General features: G+C 69.7%; 18 protein-coding genes. 15 read left to right on the forward strand and 3 right to left on the reverse strand.

The features are described 5' to 3' along the window. The first annotated feature begins 105 nt into the window (after window positions 1-105). From ADL12_RS41620 to ADL12_RS57925, 10 genes are all read left to right on the forward strand, one after another. Window positions 106-1326, forward strand: coding sequence for a M16 family metallopeptidase (locus tag ADL12_RS41620; RefSeq protein ID WP_079052563.1), 1221 nt, complete (start codon window positions 106-108; stop codon window positions 1324-1326). Further along, the gene (locus ADL12_RS41625) at window positions 1323-2132 is read left to right on the forward strand and encodes a hypothetical protein (protein WP_062713217.1); all 810 of its coding nucleotides are present in this window, start codon (window positions 1323-1325) and stop codon (window positions 2130-2132) included. Before ADL12_RS41620 ends, ADL12_RS41625 begins: the two co-directional genes overlap by 4 nt. A 14-nt stretch (window positions 2133-2146) precedes the next feature. Next, a complete protein-coding gene (locus tag ADL12_RS41630; RefSeq protein WP_159053463.1) occupies window positions 2147-3238 on the forward strand; it encodes a nucleotidyltransferase family protein in 1092 nt (363 codons plus the stop codon). Window positions 3239-3314: 76 nt separating this feature from the next. Next, window positions 3315-3911 carry a transposase gene (locus ADL12_RS41635; protein ID WP_159053464.1) on the forward strand — a complete coding sequence of 199 codons (597 nt, stop codon included), beginning with the start codon at window positions 3315-3317 and terminating at the stop codon, window positions 3909-3911. Between the two features lie 403 nt (window positions 3912-4314). Beyond that, the gene (locus tag ADL12_RS41640; protein ID WP_062713222.1) at window positions 4315-4578 is read left to right on the forward strand and encodes a hypothetical protein; all 264 of its coding nucleotides are present in this window, start codon (window positions 4315-4317) and stop codon (window positions 4576-4578) included. 25 nt (window positions 4579-4603) lie between these two features. Continuing rightward, window positions 4604-4783, forward strand: coding sequence for a hypothetical protein (locus tag ADL12_RS41645; RefSeq protein WP_062713224.1), 180 nt, complete (start codon window positions 4604-4606; stop codon window positions 4781-4783). Between the two features lie 340 nt (window positions 4784-5123). Then, window positions 5124-5357: a hypothetical protein gene (locus ADL12_RS54605; protein WP_159053465.1), complete on the forward strand. Its 234-nt coding sequence runs from the start codon at window positions 5124-5126 to the stop codon at window positions 5355-5357. A gap of 57 nt (window positions 5358-5414) precedes the next feature. Further along, the gene (locus ADL12_RS57920; RefSeq protein ID WP_208614726.1) at window positions 5415-6047 is read left to right on the forward strand and encodes an amidase; all 633 of its coding nucleotides are present in this window, start codon (window positions 5415-5417) and stop codon (window positions 6045-6047) included. Between the two features lie 11 nt (window positions 6048-6058). After that, window positions 6059-7345 (forward strand): amidase, encoded by a 1287-nt coding sequence (locus ADL12_RS55830; protein ID WP_279617198.1) that lies wholly within the window; start codon window positions 6059-6061, stop codon window positions 7343-7345. Between the two features lie 698 nt (window positions 7346-8043). Beyond that, a complete protein-coding gene (locus tag ADL12_RS57925; protein ID WP_279617197.1) occupies window positions 8044-8172 on the forward strand; it encodes a hypothetical protein in 129 nt (42 codons plus the stop codon). Window positions 8173-8250: 78 nt separating this feature from the next. On the opposite strand, the gene ADL12_RS41660 is transcribed toward ADL12_RS57925, so the two are convergent. Further along, entirely contained in the window at window positions 8251-9723 is a 1473-nt protein-coding gene (locus ADL12_RS41660; RefSeq protein WP_063806802.1) for a glycosyltransferase family 87 protein, read from the reverse strand. Window positions 9724-9814: 91 nt separating this feature from the next. Then, window positions 9815-10459, reverse strand: a complete 645-nt coding sequence (locus tag ADL12_RS41665) for a class I SAM-dependent methyltransferase (RefSeq protein ID WP_062713230.1) — start codon at window positions 10457-10459, stop codon at window positions 9815-9817. A 114-nt stretch (window positions 10460-10573) separates the two neighbouring features. Between ADL12_RS41665 and ADL12_RS41670 the strand changes: the two genes are divergently transcribed. The 5 genes from ADL12_RS41670 (at window position 10574) to ADL12_RS41690 (ending at window position 16062) form a co-directional block, all read left to right on the forward strand. Next, window positions 10574-11671 carry a radical SAM protein gene (locus ADL12_RS41670; RefSeq protein WP_079052565.1) on the forward strand — a complete coding sequence of 366 codons (1098 nt, stop codon included), beginning with the start codon at window positions 10574-10576 and terminating at the stop codon, window positions 11669-11671. Between the two features lie 12 nt (window positions 11672-11683). After that, window positions 11684-12607 carry an Rv1678 family membrane protein gene (locus ADL12_RS55835; protein WP_159053466.1) on the forward strand — a complete coding sequence of 308 codons (924 nt, stop codon included), beginning with the start codon at window positions 11684-11686 and terminating at the stop codon, window positions 12605-12607. Between the two features lie 61 nt (window positions 12608-12668). Further along, window positions 12669-13577: a putative selenate ABC transporter substrate-binding protein gene (locus tag ADL12_RS41680; RefSeq protein ID WP_208614725.1), complete on the forward strand. Its 909-nt coding sequence runs from the start codon at window positions 12669-12671 to the stop codon at window positions 13575-13577. Beyond that, complete coding sequence (locus tag ADL12_RS41685; protein WP_062713235.1) at window positions 13574-14320, forward strand: phosphonate ABC transporter ATP-binding protein; 747 nt, start codon at window positions 13574-13576, stop codon at window positions 14318-14320. Before ADL12_RS41680 ends, ADL12_RS41685 begins: the two co-directional genes overlap by 4 nt. Further along, window positions 14317-16062 (forward strand): PhnE/PtxC family ABC transporter permease, encoded by a 1746-nt coding sequence (locus ADL12_RS41690; RefSeq protein ID WP_107120161.1) that lies wholly within the window; start codon window positions 14317-14319, stop codon window positions 16060-16062. The genes ADL12_RS41685 and ADL12_RS41690 overlap by 4 nt, the downstream gene beginning before the upstream one ends. Before the next feature lie 352 nt (window positions 16063-16414). Here ADL12_RS41690 and ADL12_RS41695 read toward each other — a convergent pair whose 3' ends face one another. Next, window positions 16415-17581, reverse strand: coding sequence for an alkaline phosphatase PhoX (locus ADL12_RS41695; RefSeq protein WP_062713239.1), 1167 nt, complete (start codon window positions 17579-17581; stop codon window positions 16415-16417). Window positions 17582-17634 lie beyond the last annotated feature (53 nt).

Here is a 17634-nt window from a genome sequence, read left to right on the forward strand (position 1 = left end):
CTGCCGGGGAGCCATGCTCTTGCTTCCCGGCAGCGTTTCGCTTCGCTGAGCGCGTAGGGGCACAGTCCTGCGCCCCTTGTCGGGGTGCTCTCCTGAAATGAAGGTGTGTTGCTCACGATGTGTAGTGATCTGCCAGTTGTGGTGATCGGTGAGAGTGACGGGCGCTGGCGCACCAGCACGTTGAGTCTGGCCGTTGACTTTGGATCGCGTGACGATCCGAGCGGACAAGGCGGGGTCGCGCATCTTCTGGAACATCTGCTGATGTCGGCTCCGTTGGATGGCGGGCGTTCACTCAGTGAGCATGTCGAGCGGCTGGGCGGGCAGGCCAATGCCATCACCGGGCTCGACTGGATGATCTTTCAGGTACAGGTGTTGAACGCGCATGTACTCGAAGTCGTCGGCTTGTTGACCCAGGCCGTCCGGGATCCACAGCTTGACGAGCGCGTGTTCGACACCGAAAGGCAAGCTGTCCTGCAGGAGTTGGCCGCTGCTGCCGCGGATCCCAGTGACACTGTGCAGGATGCCTTCCTGGCGGCTGTCTTCTCGGGGCATCCGCTCGGTCGCCCGGTCGGTGGAACCGTCGAAAACATCCGTGACCTCAGGTTGCCCGATGTGCTCGCCGTACACCGCGAAGTGCTACTCCGCCGCCGTATGGCCCTGGTGTGCACGGGGGGCACCGCGCCGACCGAAGTGGCAAAGCACGTCGTCGGGACCACATGGGCATCAGTGGGAGCATCGAGGACGGAGACCCTGGACGAGCCTGCAACGGGGCTATGGCGGCCCCAGGAGGGTGGCTCCGATGGATTCTCGTGGTTCGCAACCGGCAGCCGGGCGCCGTCGATGAGTGATCCTCGGCGTCACGCCTACACCATTCTCGCCCATCTCCTCGGTCCCTCCCCGTCGTCCCTGCTCTACCGCAGGCTGCGCGGGCGGGAGGGGCTCGTCTACGCCTTCTACACGGGGGCACGCAGTTACACCGAGGCCGGAGTATGGAAGATCCTGGCCGGGGTCGAGGACCGCAATCTGGCGCGTGCCCAGGAAATCGTGCGGGAACTACTCCTGGAAATCGCCCAGCACGGTCCGGATCCGGAGGACCTTGCCGTGGCTCAGCAGCAGGCGGTCATGGAATTGGTGATTGATGCCGAGAGGCCCTGGGACCACGCCTTGACGCTGCGCCGGGAGACCGAGCTGGGGACCCGGCCCTGGAGTGTGGAGGACGGGATCCTCTCCCTGAAGCGGGTGACCGCTGAGGAGGTCCGGCTGGCCGCCACCACAATCGCCGAGCATCAGATCACCGTCGTACGACCTGAACCGGAACAGGCATGAGTACCCAGCACGTCGACCCTGGATACCTCGCCGCCTGTCGTGACGCCGACATGTTGGTACGCATCGGTGAGGTGGAGTGCGTCCTAGGCAGGACAGAGGACGCACTCATCGGGCGGGACTTCTGCCTTATCGAGTACGCCGATCCGGCTCCCGTCTCACAGGAGGCGGCCGACGCGCTGCGCGCGTACGCCTTCTTGACCTATCCAGGCGTCCACGGCGTACTGCTGCGCACCGGCCCCAACGCTCGGCTGGGGCCGCCCTGGGCCGAGCACCTCACGTACGTGCGCCACCATGGCGCACTCGGTGGCATCAGCGAGAACAACTCGGAGGGTGTCGTCGTGGTGCCGGCGGGACCAGAACACAGTGAACAGGTCCGTGGCTGGATCACCGACGCCTTTGCGGCTGGAGCAGCCGAGCAGGGCGTCTCCGTGCAGCGCGAGGACGCCCAGGCGCAGGCCGACGAGGTGCTGGCCGTTTCCGGTCGGCTCACGCTGGTCGCGACCGTTGAACACGGCGTGCCTGCCGGGCACGTGACACTCCGCCCCTTCACCGATGAGGTCACCGGCACCGAGTACCTCGAACTCTTCGACGTTCTGGTCCCCGTCCCCTTCAAGACGCGGACCCTCACGGGGCTCCTGACCGATGCCGCGCTCGCGCAGGGCGCGCGGGCTGGGCTTCCCCTGCTCGGCAATGTCGTGCACCGAACGGGGGTGTCTGGCCCGGACCACGGCGCTCACGTCGTCGCCTCTCTGCACAGGCGAGGCTGGCGCACCGACCACGTCTACTGGCACGCCCCCAACCGATGAATCAGGACACCGACTTGACTACGCCTCCGGTCAACCTTGCCTTCTTCCGGCAGATGCTGGACCTCGACGACGACGCACCACCCCACGACGTGGTGACGGTCGCCGGACGAACCTCGCATGCTCTGCGGTCACTCGTGATGACAGCGGCCGCACGGGAGGGTGTGGTCGGCACCGGATCCACGGACGAGCTGCAGCGGCTCGCAAAGCGGCTCGCGTTCTACGCCCGAGTCCAACAAACGGCCGAGCAGCTGGGAGCGCAGCCGATCAAGGGGTTCACGCTCGCCGCCTGGTATCCCGACGACCTTCCCCGGCCGATGAGCGACCTCGACCTGGTGGTCCCGGACCCGGCCTGCCTATGGCGGGTCGTCAGCGCACTCGCCGTTGAATACGGTCCACAGGAGATGGACGTGACGATGCTCGGGTACGAAGCACAGCACTTCGTGGTGAACCTGAGCTGGCCTGGCGCGGATCCTCTGCTGGACCGCGAGACCCACGTGGAGATCACCACCTGCGCGCTCACTGGTGACCAGGGCGCGGTCCCGCTCCGGCCTTGTCTACCGGACGACCCTGTTGCCGCCGGTCTCCTCGCCGTCGCCGAGGAACGGTTCCAACGGCCTTTCAACGCCAAGGACGTCGTTGACGTGATGATGACGCTGAGACCGGGTTGCGACGTCGACGTACATCAACTCGCCAGTCTTGCCGACGAGTTCCATCTGGCGCCCGAGCTGCTGGAACTGCTGCGGCTATGGGCGAATGTGGATGAGACGAGCGCTAGCCACTTCCACATGCTCCTCATGGCCCTCGATCTGGCGGCTGCGCGGGAGGCGCGGCGGCGTGCGGAGTGGCTGGGGGAGGACGACGGACCGGCCGGGCCGAGCGATCCGCGCACGCTGCGCTATGGCATGAGGCTTACCTCGGTGGCCTGTGGCCCGCGTCCGGGGCGTGCCCCGGACGCGGCCGCGCAGTGCGACTTTGAGGGCGGCACTCTGCTTCTGACCCCGGTCGCCGACTTCCTGCTGGTGACGGGAGAGCTGGTCGATCCGGAGCTGTACAGCGCGGCGCTCACCGCCCTCGCGGACCTCAGACCAGGACACCGAGGCCACTGAACAGTGTCAATCCCCGACGTCGTGGCAGCGTCCGCCGCCCTCATACTCCGTTCCCTCGCCATCGCAGTGAGGTCCAGTGAACTCCCGAAAGCTCCCCGCGCCTTCCGACAGCCGTACGGCCGTCGTGCGCCCCATCCATCAGATGCAGCCCGCCACCGCACCGGATGCCGGCCGGTTCGCCTGGTTGTCGCCGACCATGGTGTGGCCCCTGGCCTCCCGTCAACTGCCCAAGCCCGCTGCTCGTCCGCAGGGCGGCGGCACGCAGCGCAACGACGAAGAGGCCATATTCGCCGCGATCGTGTACGTGCTGGTCAGCAGAGTGCCTTGGCGGGCATTGCCGAAGTCGTTCCCGGTGTCATGGCAGAACACGCACCGTCGTTTCACGCAGTGGAGCGAGGCCGGGCTGTGGGAGCGCCTGCGCGACGCCGCGCACGCGCAGTGGGTTCCGGAGCAGATGCGCCAGTGGGCTGTCAGGCTGGCGGCGCTGGCGGACGAGCGCTTGGACCGGAGTGCTCCGGAGCCTTTGCCCGCCCGGCGGGCCGAGGAACGGGGCGGATCCCTGAAGCCCGAAATCAGGGTCCACCGCCGTGGAGAGTTCACCGCGCGGCTCTTCGGCTCCTCCCTCGAGGAACCCGCGCGTCCGACCCAACTGACGGAGTTGTGCGGAGCCTGAGCGGAAAGTGCCGCTCACTCCGCCAGACGAGACAAAAACTGGGGATTCTTGACCCGGTCGGTACTTGACCTCCTTCATTGACTTCCGCGTGTTCTCGGGATTGATCAATTCGGTGGATGGAGAAGGGAAACGAAGGTGTATCCGCGTGGTGTCCGTGCATTCTGCGTTTAAGTCTCTTTCTGTCGTCGATTTCAGGAGTGAGGTAGCGCGGATAGTTTCGGAGGAATGCCGCCGAAGTCATCCCCGCCACGTCGTCGTCTTTGCTCTCGACGGAATAAATGTGGAGTGCGCGGAGCGCCACTGGCGGACGGCGGAAACATGCTGTGCACAGTCGGTATACCCGACCACCTCGTCCGCGTGCTGGCTCAGTGCCCTCAGCGGTCAGGATGTCGCCACGCACGGAGTGCCGGGCGTCGTCTTCTCCAATCCTGCGGAGAACGTCGGCCTGGTCAATGTCTTCCAATACCGGGGGCCCGGCCTGACGGAAGTCCCGGAGAACGTGTTCTCCGACGCCGCTCGGCTGGGATACAAGCCGATCAGCGTGCTGGGAGACATGGAGACCTACGACTCCGCCTGGCGGGACGCGCTGCTCTCCCACGCACAGCCGGTGTCCGGTCACAGCTTCTTCACCGAGGACGGGGTGTACCGCCACCGTCCCCCCCGGTGAGATCGCCGACCGGGTCCGTGCCGCAGTGAGCGAAACGCTCGCCCGGCACGGGGCGAACCGGCCCCTGTTCCTCTGGTGCTACATCGAGGTGGACCAGCAGGTGCACCGCACCGGCTACAACGCCGAAGTCGGCACCTTCCTCGACGCACTCGAAGCCTTCGCACGGGAGCTGGCGTCCGGTCCCGCACTCGTCATCGCACACTAGGACCACGGCCTCGTACCCACCGTCCACGACGAGGGCCTTGAGTCCCTGCTGGACCGGCTCGGACGCCGGCACGGCTTCACCATGGGAGGTGCCGGCCGCACCTGCCCCCGACGGTCCGGCCGGTCGACGCCGACAATGTGTTCACACCGGGATCGCTCGCCCGGCGCCGGGTGGGCGACCTCCTCCTGGTCGCCGAGGGCGAATCTTTCCTCACCGATCCCGAATACCAATACGACCACGGTTCCTTCGCGCCGCAGGAAGTGTTTACCCCCTTCTCCTGGTGGCGTTGAGTCGATCCTTACCTTCCCCCTGTCCGCACCAAGGACGAAACGGAGCATCCATGGAAGCCAGACCGTCGAGTGATCACGAAGAGTCCTTGCGTGTTTTTGATCTCTTGATGGAGCGCCAGGGAATCCGTGTGCCCACGGACCGTCGGCTCGGCGCCTTCGCCGTGCACCTCGAACTGAGCCAGATGGCCGAGCGGCTCCGTGTGGAACGTCCCGCCGAGAGCGAACCCTCGAACGTCTTTACCCTGACGGCCCTGCTGCGGGAAGCCGATTCGAATGCCTCGTGAAGCCAACGCGGCGCGTCCGCTGCACGAACTGTCCGTCGCCGAGGCGGGGGGCGGGCCCTGCGTGCCGGTGAGCTCACCTCCACGGCGCTCACACGCCACTTCCTCGACCGGATCGCCGCCATCGACGACCGATTGCACGCGTTCATCCGGGTCACCGAGGAGCAGGCGCTGACGGACGCGGCGCGAGCGGACGCAGAACTGGGATCCGGCACCGACCTGGGCCCCCTGCACGGAATCCCGTATGCGCTCAAGGACATCATCGACGTCGCGGGCGTTCCGACGACGTGCAACTCCCGGCTGTGCCTGGACAACGTCCCGGCCCGTGACGCGGAAGTCCAGGCGCGACTGCGGGCAGCGGGCGGCGTACTCCTCGGCAAGGTGGGCACGGTGGAGTTCGCCCTGGGCGGGCCCGGCTTCGACCTGCCCTTCCCTCCTCCGCGTAACCCGTGGAATCCCGACCACTTCACCGGCGGTTCGTCCGCCGGTAGCGGCTCCGCGGTGGGCGGCGGGCTGACCCGGATCGCCCTGGGCTCCGACACCGGCGGTTCGATACGATCTCCCGCCGCCAACTGCGGCGCCGTGGGCATCAGGCCAACCTACGGTCTGGTGTCGCGACGCGGTGTCTACCCCCTGTCGTACGCCCTCGACCACGTCGGCACCTCGCCTGGAACGTCGAAGACGCCGCGCTGACTCTCGGCGTCATCGCCGGGTACGACGCCGAGGACCCGAGTAGTGTCGAGGTGCCCGTGCCGGACTACACGGCCGGAATGGGCGAGGGGATCGAGGGCCTGCAACTCGGGTACGCCCGAGATCTCTTCGCCGACGTCCCCGGCGTGTCACCGGAAGTGGTCGAGCTCATGGACGCCTCTGCCCAGCAACTGGCCGCTCTGGGAGCGGTCGTCGAAGAGGTCAAGTTGCCCGACTTCGAGCTCTTCAAGGCGTGCGGCCGCCTCATCATGACCGCCGAGGCGTACGCCATCCACGAAGACGCCCTGCGCGAGCGACCGTACGACTTCGGGCGCTACACCTACCAGCGCATCGTCGGCGCGGCCACGCTCTCCGCCGCCGACCTCATCCAGGCATTCCGGTTGCGCCAAGAACTCACCGTGGCGCTCAATCGGGAGCTCCTCGGCCGCTACGACGCCCTGTTCACTACAGTCGCCCTGGCACCACCGGCTCACTTCGACGAGTTCCCCCTCGACTGGCCGCCGCCGAGTCTCACCGTGGCGGTGCAGACGGTGCCGTTCAACGTGACGGGCAACCCGGCGCTGGTCGTACCCGCCGGATTCTCCGCCTCCGGGCTGCCGTTCGGGCTACAGATCGTGGGCCGGGCCTTCGACGAGGCAGGCGTCCTGCGCATCGGCGCCGCGATCGACGCCATCCTGAGCGTCACCGAGGGACGCGGTGGCACGTTCGCCGACAGCCCGGACCCGGCCGACCCCCTGCGCCTCGCCTACACGCCCAGCGGACATGAGCCCGCGGTGATCGTACCCATGAGCCCCAGCGGGATGTTCACGCACAGCCGGGCGGAGAACCGCAAGGCGGAGGACAGCTCAGGGGTTGGCCACGGCTCGCTGGAGCACGAGCCGATCTTCCTCACCCACGACGCGGTCCGCACCCTGCGCCGGCGTGTCGGCCGACGCGCCGTGCTGCCGACGGGGGAGACCCGCCAACTGGACTTCGGGACGCAAGTGTTCCCGCTCGTCGTGCAGGAGATGGCCCACGTCTACCAGCGCGTTCAGCTCGGGCACGACTTCGCCGCCGAAGCCAAGCGAGCCACCCTCCCGGCCTATCGGGCCTTCCTGCTGAATCCGCCCTCGAACCGCGACATGGCATCGCCGTGCTGCCGGCACCCCTGGAGCGGTGTTTCAACGCCTGGGTCGAGCAAAGCCGGGCCCGGGAGGAGCAGCGCTTCTCGTGGATCGAGCACTTCGAACCGGTCGGGTCGGAAGCCGTCCACGACGGCCCGGCGTGGGCAGCGGCCCTGACCGCCCACATGCGCTTCGATCATCAGCGGGCCGCGGTGGGCAACCTGGCAGATCCGGTGAAGGCCATGTGTGACGGCGTGTGGCGCGACCTCAGGTCCGTACTGTCCGCGATCGTCGACTTCGGCGGGCTCACCGCCGAATCCCACCGCCAGTTCCTCGGCAGCTACCTGCGGTACTACGCGCGGATCGGACACAGACGGAGGGAAGACGTCGGCTGTTGCGATCAGGTGAGGCGTGCTCGCGATGGATCTTCCCATGCGACGACTGAGTCGCCTGCCGAATCCTTCTGCGCCCGCGCCCCTGCTCTTCAGTACGCCCCCCGATCTGGTGCCTGCCAGGCGGGGGGCTTTCGGCGTTTGACCCTCGATTCCTGCGGGCTTTCGGGCGGGGAGTCTGTGATTCGCACAGTCGCCAGCGAGTCGGGCTGCTGCCGAGTACGCTGTGGGCAGGTTCGTGATTGTGATCTCGGCGTCTCTGACGCACGTAGGCGGTGGTGACGCACGTATGACGCACGAAGCTTCTCGTGGGGCCTGGAATGGGTTAGAAAACCGCCTCTGACCTGCATGTTGTCTGGAGCAGGCCAAATTGCACATCTTCCCGATGACGCATCACGTGGAGTGTGTTGCCATCCTTGAGCCGGTAGTGAAGGGCTCCTGACCTGCGCTTTTGCGTCAGGTCAGTGAGATCGCCCGCCCGGCATGGTCCGGATCCTGGTCCACGGTCGACCTGCCGGTCTGAGCCGCCGGCGATACGTGTCCTGGCAGGACCTGGTTCTTGTCGTGGACGCGGTCGACAGCGCGGCTCTCATCGCCGAGGCGGCGGTGTGATGCAGCGCCGCACCGAACGCGGCGATCTGCTGGAACTGCCGCCCGGCGTCCACGGAATCGAGCTCCCGGGGTTCGGCGTCACCGAGTCGAGGCAGCATCGTGAGCCGGTGTTCGGCACGGTCGCGAAGGCGCAGGCGGCCGAGTTCCACCGTCGCACCAGTGGCAACCCCCGGATCCGGGCTCGCAGGGCACCGGGCGCTTCCGGGCGGAGCGGGTGCGGACGGCCGCACCGGCCAGCACGGCCAGCGCCGCAGCCCCGTATGACAGCGACTGCAGGGAGGCGTGGTTGCCCCACGGCTCGCCGCCGATGTAGAGGACGGCTCCTGCGGCGGGGACGGCCAGCCACTCCCAGCGGCCGTCCAGCGCGACGAGGGCGACGACGAGGAGGGCGTACCAGGAGTAGGCGGGCGAGGTGAGCAGCAGGGCGGTGCCGGTGACGAGCAGGGCGCCGCTCCAAGGCCGGGCCGGGTCGCCGTGCCGGAGCACGTACAGGGCGGTGAGCAGCAGCACGACAGCGGCGGCCGGGCCCGCTGCCGGGTCGGGCAGGACGAGGCGCAGCAGGGCGAAGCGGCGGACGTTGCCCGACTGGTAGCCCTCCTCGTGGAGATAGCCGGGCAGGTAGCCCAGTACGCCGGCGCCGGAGGCGAGGACGTACGGCAGGTAGGCGAACGCGATGACGGCGACGGCGGGCAGCACCACGCGCACTGCCTGGCGGGGGCGGAGCCCGGACAGGGCGCCCGGCAGGGCCAGGACCGGGTACAGCTTCACGGCGATGGCCGCGCCGAGCAGTGCGCCGCGCCGGGTGCCGGCGGCCGTGCCGAGGGCGAGGACGGTCAGCAGCACGCCCAGGGCGTCGACATGGGCGTTGTTGACCGCCTCGACGGGGACGGCCGGGCACCAGGCCCACAGCGCGGCCGCACGCGGGTCACGGCCGCGTCGCCGCAGTACGACGAGCAGTGCGACCGTGGTGCCCATGGCCAGGGTGGCGCCGCCGGCCTGCAGCGCCTTGTGCCGGCTGCCGTCCGGGGACAGTTCGTGCACGGCGGCGAACCAGCCCTCGGCGACCGGCGGGTAGATGGTGTGGACGGCGGGGCGGTTGATCCGGGTGCATACGCCGTCCGCGACATACAGTTTCAGTTTCTCCACCAGGGCCGGGTCCTGGCAGGCGCTCTGCGGCGGGAAGAGCCAGGTCTCGCGAAGCCGCGTCAGTTCCGGGGCCACGGGCGGGTGGTCGTAGGGGGAGAACCCGGCCGTCTGCACCTTGCCGTCCCAGGCGTAGCGGAACATGTCGGTGCTGGTGCCGGGTGGTGCGGTCAGGCCCGCGATCGCGACGGCCGCTCCGCCGGTCAGGACCAGCGCGGTCGCGGCGCGGACCGGCACCTTGCGCACGGTCCGGGCGGCGGCCGCGAACAGCGCCCAGGCGATGCCGTTCCAGAGCAGGATACGTCCGCGGTCCTCGAGCATGCCGTCGGTGCGGACGGCGGTGACGACGGAAGCGGTCAGCCCGGCGAGCAGGGCGGCGGTGACGACAGTGGGGATACGGATGCGCACACCGCCACCGTGACAGTCCGCGGTCCCCGAGATGTCGCGCTGGGCCGAACGTCCGAGTTTCGTAATGTGCCGAGTCCGCCGGCCGAACGGCTCAGAGGCGTCGCATCAGTATCGCGGTGAACTGCTGGGAGGTGCCCCACGGTGTGAGGTGTTCTTCACCTGCGGTGTCGACGAGTTGGTAGCCGGGGAACTGGTCGGCGAGTTCGGCGTGGGTGTAGCGGACGATCGGGAGGCCGCTGCAGGTGGTCGGGCCGTCCGGACCGAACGTCGCCACGACGAGCCATCCGCCCGGTCGCAGCGAGCGTTCCAGCGAGGCGAGGTAGTCGGCGCGTTCGTCGGGCTCGGTGAGGAAGTGGTAGACGGCCCGGTCGTGCCACAGCGCGTACTGGCGTCCCATGCGCAGATCGAGCACGTCGGCCACGGTGAGGACGACGTCCGCGCCCGCCGGACCGAGCCGGTCGCGGACGGTCTGCAGGGCGGTGGTCGACAGGTCGACCGCCGACAGGTCGCGGTAGCCGCGTTCGAGGAGGTGGTCCACGAGCGTCGACCAGCCGGCACCCACGTCGATGATGGGCTCGTCGAGGCCGAGCCCGGCCTTGTCGACCAGCCCCAGGGAGAGTCCCGGTACCGACTGCCACCAGGAGACTCCGTCGATGTCCTTGCTGTGGTGGACGCCCTCCCAGAACTCCGTCCGGGTCGCTGCGTCGTCGGGGCGCGGGATGCCGTGGTCCGTCATGGTGGTGACGGTAGTCCCGGTGGCTCGGGCCCGGCAGTGCGGGGAGGCGGCGTCATGGTTCCGTAAGGAGCGATCCCCTCCTCGCCGTGCCTGGTCGTGGCTACGGTGACCGCCATGGTCGAACGGAAACATCCCGATCCGGCGCCGACTCCACTCGGCGAGGTCCAGGCGCTGGTCGACGGCGGCGACATGGACTGCGGCAGCGGTCTGCTGCTGCTGATCACACGGGCGATGAGGCGGCTGGAACCGGGGCAACTGCTCGGTGTGCGCAGCGCGGAGGCGAGTGTCGTCACCGATCTGCCGGCCTGGGCCGACCTGGTCGGGCACGACGTCGTCGCCGAGGTCGCCGAGTCGGCCACGGGCCCGTGGTGGTTCGCCGTGAGCAAGGCCGGCGGGTCCGCCGAGGCGGTCACGGTCTTCACCCGGGGCGAGCGGACGCCGGTGGGCCGACGGCTGTGGCTCTACACGAACTTCGACTGCAACCTCGCCTGCGGGTACTGCTGCGCCGAGTCCTCGCCCAAGGCCGCGGCCCGGCGTTTCGACCCGGCTGTGGCCACCGCGGTGTTCGAGGAGTTCGCGGCCCAGGACGGCAGGGAGGTGTTCTTCACCGGCGGCGAGCCGTTCATGCATCCGCAGCTCGGTGCCCTGATCGCGGCGGCGGCCGGTCTGGAGCGCACCGTACTGACCAACGGGATGATCTTCGCCAGGGGCACCCGCCGGGAAACCCTGGAGAAGCTGGACCGCGACGTGGTGCTCCAGATCAGCCTCGACTCGGCCACACCCGAGCTGCACGACCGGCAGCGAGGTGCGGGGTCGTGGACGCGAGCGCTCGACGGGATCTCGCTGGCCCGTTCGCTCGGGTTCCGGGTACGGGTGGCCGCCACGCTCTACGACGAGGACCCCCAGGGCGTGGACGCGCTGAATCGGCGCCTCGACGACGCCGGTATCGCCGCAGCGGACCGGATCATCCGGCCGGTGGCCCATGAGGGCTTCGCCGACCAGGGAGTGCATGTCTCCCTCGACACTCTGGAGCCGGAGCCGACGCTCACCGCGGACGGCGCCTGGTGGCACCCGGTGGCGGTCACCGACCCGCATCTGCGGATCGCCGACGCCCCGCTGCCGCTCGCCGAGGTCTTCGGCGTCGTACGAGACACACTCGCCGTCCAGGACGCCGCCGCCCGGTCGGGGCGTGAGGTCTTCCGCTGTGCCTGAGGGAGCATCCGTATGCAAGCGAGTATGAGCGGGGCCGCGACGTCCGGGGTGGCGGCTGTCCGATGGCTCTTCGCCCCCGCCACTGACCAGGTTCCTCGCGGACAGGCGGGCGGCGCGGCCTTCCTGCGGGTGCTGCTCGGCCTGATGTGGCTGCACAACGTGGCGTGGAAGGTTCCCCCGGACTTCGGGGACGCCGACGGGGGGCTCTACAAGTGGGCGGCCTTCGCCGTGAGCCACCCGGTGTTCCCGCCGTACAGCTGGGTCGTGGAGAAGGCCGTCCTGCCGGGCATCGAGGTCTTCGGCTGGGGAGTGCTGATCGCCGAGAGCGCCTTGGCGGTGCTGCTGCTGACCGGTGCCTGGGTGCGGGTGGCGGCGGCTCTCGGTGTGGGCATGTCGCTGTCCATCGGGCTCTCGGTCGCTGCCGCCCCGCACGAATGGCCGTGGGCGTACTGGCTGATGATCGGTGCCCATGTGGCGATCCTGTTCTCCTCGGCCGGGCGGGCGTTCGCCGTCGACGCGCTGCGGTCCGGGGTGGGCTCCGCCCGCAGGCTCGGCCGGACCTGGGGCGCGATCGTGGTGGTCCTCGGCGGTGTCGCCGTACTGGGCTCGGCCGGAGACGACGCTCTCGCCGCCCGCGGCCACGACATGAAGGCCTGGGACCTGATGATCAGCGTCGGCCGCTACAACCTCGTCGGCAGCCTGGTGCTCGTGCTGATCGGCGTCCTGCTGCTGGCGGGTGCCCTCAGCCGCAGCGCCCTGCTGTGCCGGGCCGCGGCGGCCGTCGGCGCACTGGCCGCACTGTCCCTGTTCGCCCAGGTCGGCTTCACCGACCCGCTCCTCGGCGGCACCGGGACCTCGGCGGCGTTTCTGCTGTCCGTCGCCCTGGTCGCCGCGACGGTCGCGAGTGCCCCGGACCAGGCGCCGCCACGCGAGTGAAACCGACGACGACCCGACGACGACCCACCCGGCCGGCCACGTTCGCACAGAGGAAGTACCCATGTCCCTGAGACCGATGACCCGACGTACGCTGCTCCTCGGCACCGGAGCGACGCTCCTGCTCGGCGCCTGCGGGACCGGGGCCGCGTCGGAGAAGCGACAGCTCGGGATCTCCGCCATTCCCGACCAGGACCCCGAGTTGCTGAACCGGCTCTACCCCGCCGTGGCCGAGCGGTTCGCCGACGCGACCGGTCTGAAGGTGGCCTACCGGCCCGTGACCGACTACACCGCCGTGGTGCGGGCGTTCGAGATCGGCGACATCCATCTGGCCTGGATGGGCGGGCTGACCGGCGTCCAGGCACGCGCACGCGTAGCGGGTGCCACGGCCGTCGCGCAGCGGGACATCGACGCCGAGTTCCACAGCCTCTTCATCGCCCACAAGGACTCGGGGCTGCGGCCGTTCGAGAAGGTGGACGGGTTGCGCGGCCTGGCGGGGCACACCTTCACCTTCGGCAGCGAGACGTCCACCTCCGGCCGGCTCATGCCGCAGTACTTCATGCGGCAGGCCGGGCTGGAGCAGGGCGAGTTGCGGGGGAAGCCGGGTTTCTCCGGCTCCCACGACGCCACCATCGAGCTCGTGGCGGGCGGCAGCTTCGAGGCCGGGGCCGTCAACAAGCAGGTCTGGGACGCCACCGTCGCTGCCAAGGAGGTCGACCTGAGCAAGGCGGTCGTGTTGTGGCGCACACCCGGCTACGCCGACTACCACTGGCTGGCCCGTCCGGATCTCGACAAGACCTTCGGTGACGGAACCAGGAAGAAGGTGCTGGACCTGCTCCTGGGGCTCGACGGCCGGAACGCCGAGGACGCCGAGCTGCTGAAGCTCTTCGGCGCCAAGTCCTTCGTACCGACCAGGAATTCCGCCTACGACCGGATCGAGGACGTGGCCCGCGACCTGGGGCTGCTGCGGTGAGTGCCTCCACACCGGTGATCCGGCTGCGCGGGGCGGGGCGCCGGTTCGGCGCGCACGAGGCCCTGGCCGGGCTCGACCTCACCGTCCATGCCGGGGAGCGGGTGGCGGTGCTCGGCACCAGCGGCGCCGGCAAGAGCACGCTTCTGGCCCTGGTCAACGGGTCGCTGGAGCCGACGTCGGGCAGTGTGGAGGTCTTCGGTGAGGATCCCGCGGGCCTGACGGCACCACAGCGGCGGCTGCTGCAGCGGCGCATCGGCTCGGTGAACCAGGACCTCGCCCTGATCGAGCAGGTCCGGGTGGTGCACAACGTCAACGCGGGCCGGCTCGGCCGGTGGAGCACCACCCGCGCGCTGGCCTCGCTGGTCTGGCCGCACTCGCTCGACGTGGTCCGCGACGCGCTCGAACGGGTCGACCTGGGCTGGGCGCTGTACGAACGCACCGAGCGTCTGTCCGGCGGCGAGCGGCAGCGGGTGGCGATCGCCCGGCTCCTGGTGCAACAGCCCGAGCTGGTGGTGGCCGACGAGCCCGTGTCCAGTCTCGACCCGGTGCGCGCCGCGAGGGTTCTCGACCTGCTCGGCGCCTCGCCGACCGGGCGCACGCTCATGGTCAGCCTGCACCAGCCGGCCCTCGCCCGCGAGCACTGCACGCGCGTGGTGGGCCTGCGCCAGGGCCGGATCGTCCTCGACGTCCCGGCCGCCGACGCGACCGACGAGGCCCTGCACGACCTCTATGAGCTCGTATGACACTTCAACTCGACGCCCCGCAGTCGCCGCAGTCCCCGCAGTCCCCGCAGTCCCCGCCGTCCGTGTCCGCGACGGGACGAAAGCCCGTGAGCGGGCGGCGGGTTCTGCTCCGCAGGCTCACGGCACTGGTGACGGTGGCCGGGCTGCTGGCCTGGGCCGCTGATCGCGCCGTCCCTTCAGGCGGCGAGCTGGTCAACCGAGGCGGCCTGGCCCTGCTCGACGACCTCGCGGCGACCGCGCTGCGTCCCTCCCTGGACCCCGGCTTCCTCGGCGTGGTCCTGGAGGCGACGGCGACGACGCTGGCCCTGGCGCTGCTCGGGACGGCCGGGGCCCTGGTGATCGGTCTGGTCGGCGGGCTGGTCCTCAGCGACGTCGCGTGGAGCGGCGCGCTGCCGTGGCCCGTGCGTGCGGGGCGGCTTGTGCTGCGCGGTGCGCTGGTGGCCGTCCGCTCGGTGCACGAACTGGTGTGGGCGCTGTTCTTCGTCAGCGTGCTCGGGCTCGATCCGCTCGTCGCCGTCCTGGCACTCGCCCTGCCCTTCGGCGCGCAGAGCGCCCAGGTCTTCGGGGAGACCTTCGACAGCGCGCCCGACGCGCCGCTGCGAGCACTCCGTGCCGCCGGCGCCAAGCGCTGCTCCGCTCTGGCCTACGCCCTCCTTCCCGGCACAGCACCCCTGCTGCTGTCCTACTCCTTCTACCGGTTCGAGTGCGCCCTGCGGTCAGCGGTCGTGCTCGGCGTCGCCGGTGTCGGTGGGCTGGGATTCGAGCTCACGGTGAGCCTGCAGTCGCGCAACTGGGGCGAGGTCTGGACGCTGGTAGCGGTACTGCTGGCCCTCGCGGGGGTGGTCGAGCTGTGGAGCAACCGCGTCCGCTCCGACGTCGCGGTGGTGACCTGCGCCGACTGGTCGGTCGGACAGGAACGCTCCCGGGACGGGGGCCGGTCGCCGCGTGGCCTGTCCCGCTCGACACGCTGGTCCCTGGCGCTGGCGGTACCGGCGATCGGGGCCGCCTGGTGGTGGGCCGGCCTCTCACCCGTCGGACTCGCCTCGGCCCGCACACAGGACCTCGCCGGGCGGCTGCTGTCCGACCTGTGGCCCCCCGCGCTCCCCGAGGGAGGTCTGCGGGTACTGACCGGCGCCGCCCTCGACACCGTGGCCATGGCCGTCCTCGCCATGACGGTGGCGGTCGTGATCACCCTGCTCGTGGGCCCCTGGGCCGGCCGCCCGCGCGCCGACCGGCGCGGCCCGGCAGCCTGGGGCCGATGGGCCGTCTGGTGGCCGGCCCGGCTGCTGCTCCTGGTGCTGCGGTCGATCCCTCCGACGGTGTGGGCCGTCGTCGCGCTCCTGGGTCTCTTCCCGGGCGTACTGCCCGGGGCCCTGGCACTGGGGCTCTACACCGGCGGCATCCTCGGCCGGCTGGTCGCCGAGGCCTGGGAGACCATGGACCTGGCGCCCCGGGAGTCCCTGCGTAACGCCGGCGTCCCCCGTGCGATCTCGGCCGTGGTGTCCATGGGGCCGCCGTCCGCGAACCACCTGGTCACCTACACGCTCTACCGGTTCGAGATCTGCGTGCGCGACACCGCCATCGTCGGCGTCGTCGGCGCCGCGGGTCTGGGCCGACTGCTCAGCGAGCGTCTCGCGGCCTTCGACTTCCCCGTGGTCACCGGCATCCTGCTGGTGTCACTGCTGATCAGCTTCGCCACCGAGGTACTGGGACGCCGACTGCGACGCGCGCTTCGAGCCTGAGCCCAGGTCGACCGCCGGTACGAACATGCCGGGCTGGGGCCGGAGACCCCGTGCGCCGGGCGGCGCCCGCGGCCACGGTTCCGATGACTCATCATGTGGAGTGCGTGGCGATTCTGGAGCCTGCGGACAAGGGTTCCTGACGGGTGATTGAGGCTGGCGGGGACGGAATCGCGGCCCTGTCCGAGGAAGCCGACGAAGCCGACGAAGCTCTGCATTCGTCGAAGGCGCGAGCAAGGTCGGGCTCGGGTGATGTCCGGGCAAGCGAGCGGACCTGAAGCCACCGTTCGTTCTGGACGCGGGGCAGGGTTGGGGCGGTGCCTTCTGCGCCGCCCCAACCGTCACCTGCGGGCGATCAGGCGGTGGTGCGGAACGGTCCGGTGACCTCGTAGGTGATGCCGCCGGAGGAGCTGCCGGTCGTGCCGCGCTGGCTGGAGAAGTACAGCCGCCTGCCGTCGGGGGAGAACGCCGGGCCGCAGATCTCGGAGCTGGACTGGCCGGTGATGCGCAGGAAGGGGGCGACGATGTCGTCGGGGGTGATGATGCAGATCTCCATGTTGCCGCCGTCCTCGGCGACGAACAGGTCCCCGGAGGAACTGCCGGTGACGTTGTCGACGCCGGTCAGGGGTGCGGTGCCGTTGGTGACGAGGTTGTCGTCGTAGGCCAGTTCGTAGGTGCTGTTGAGCAGGTTGAGCTGCCAGACGCGGTTGTCGCCCTTGGTGGTGAACCAGACGGTGTCGCCCGCGTAGTGGCAGCCCTCGCCACCGTTGAAGATCTTGGCGCCGGAGACCTGGTCGCGGGTGGCGGTGGGGGAGCCGTCGGCGTCGGGGATGTTCGTCCAGGTGAAGGAGCCGGAGGTGGCGGTGCCGGCGACCAGTACCTGGAGGGTGCCGGAGGACAGGTTGCCCCAGGTGGTGGGGATGAACCGGTAGAAGCAGCCGTCCGACTCGTCCTCGGTCAGGTAGATGACCTTGCGGACCGGGTCTGCGGCGGCGGCCTCGTGCTTGAATCGGCCCATGGCGGCGCGGCGGGTGGCGGCGTTCACGCCCCACGGGTCGGTCTCGTAGACGTAGCCGAGGGAGACCTCCTCGCAGGACAGCCAGGTGTTCCACGGGGTGGCGCCGCCCGCGCAGTTGCGGTTGGTGTTGGACAGGATGCGGTAGGCGCCGGTGACAGTGCCCGAGGAGTTGAACTTCACGGCGCTCGCCCCGCCGGTGGAGGAGATCTCCGAGTTGGAGACGTAGATCCAGCCGGTGCCGTCGGCGAAGCAGGCGCCGCCGTCGGGGGCGTTGTGCCAGGTGTACGAGGTGCCCGGGACGGTCTGGCTGGAGCGGGCGATGACTCTGCTGGTGAAGCCGGACGGCAGCTGGATGCCGTTGGCGTCGGCGGTCAGCAGACCGCCGTAGGGGCTGGTGCCGTTCTGGGCCGGGGCCGCGTAGGCGGCACCGTGCATGAGGGTGCCACCGAAGACGGCGGCCGAGGTGCCGAACACGGCACCGCGAAGGAAGTTGCGACGTTCCACAGGTACTCCTTCAGCCAAGCAGAGGCGAATGATGACTTGTTGAGCGCCGCCGA

This window comes from Streptomyces regalis (assembly GCF_001509475.1).
GTDB lineage: Bacteria > Actinomycetota > Actinomycetes > Streptomycetales > Streptomycetaceae > Streptomyces > Streptomyces regalis.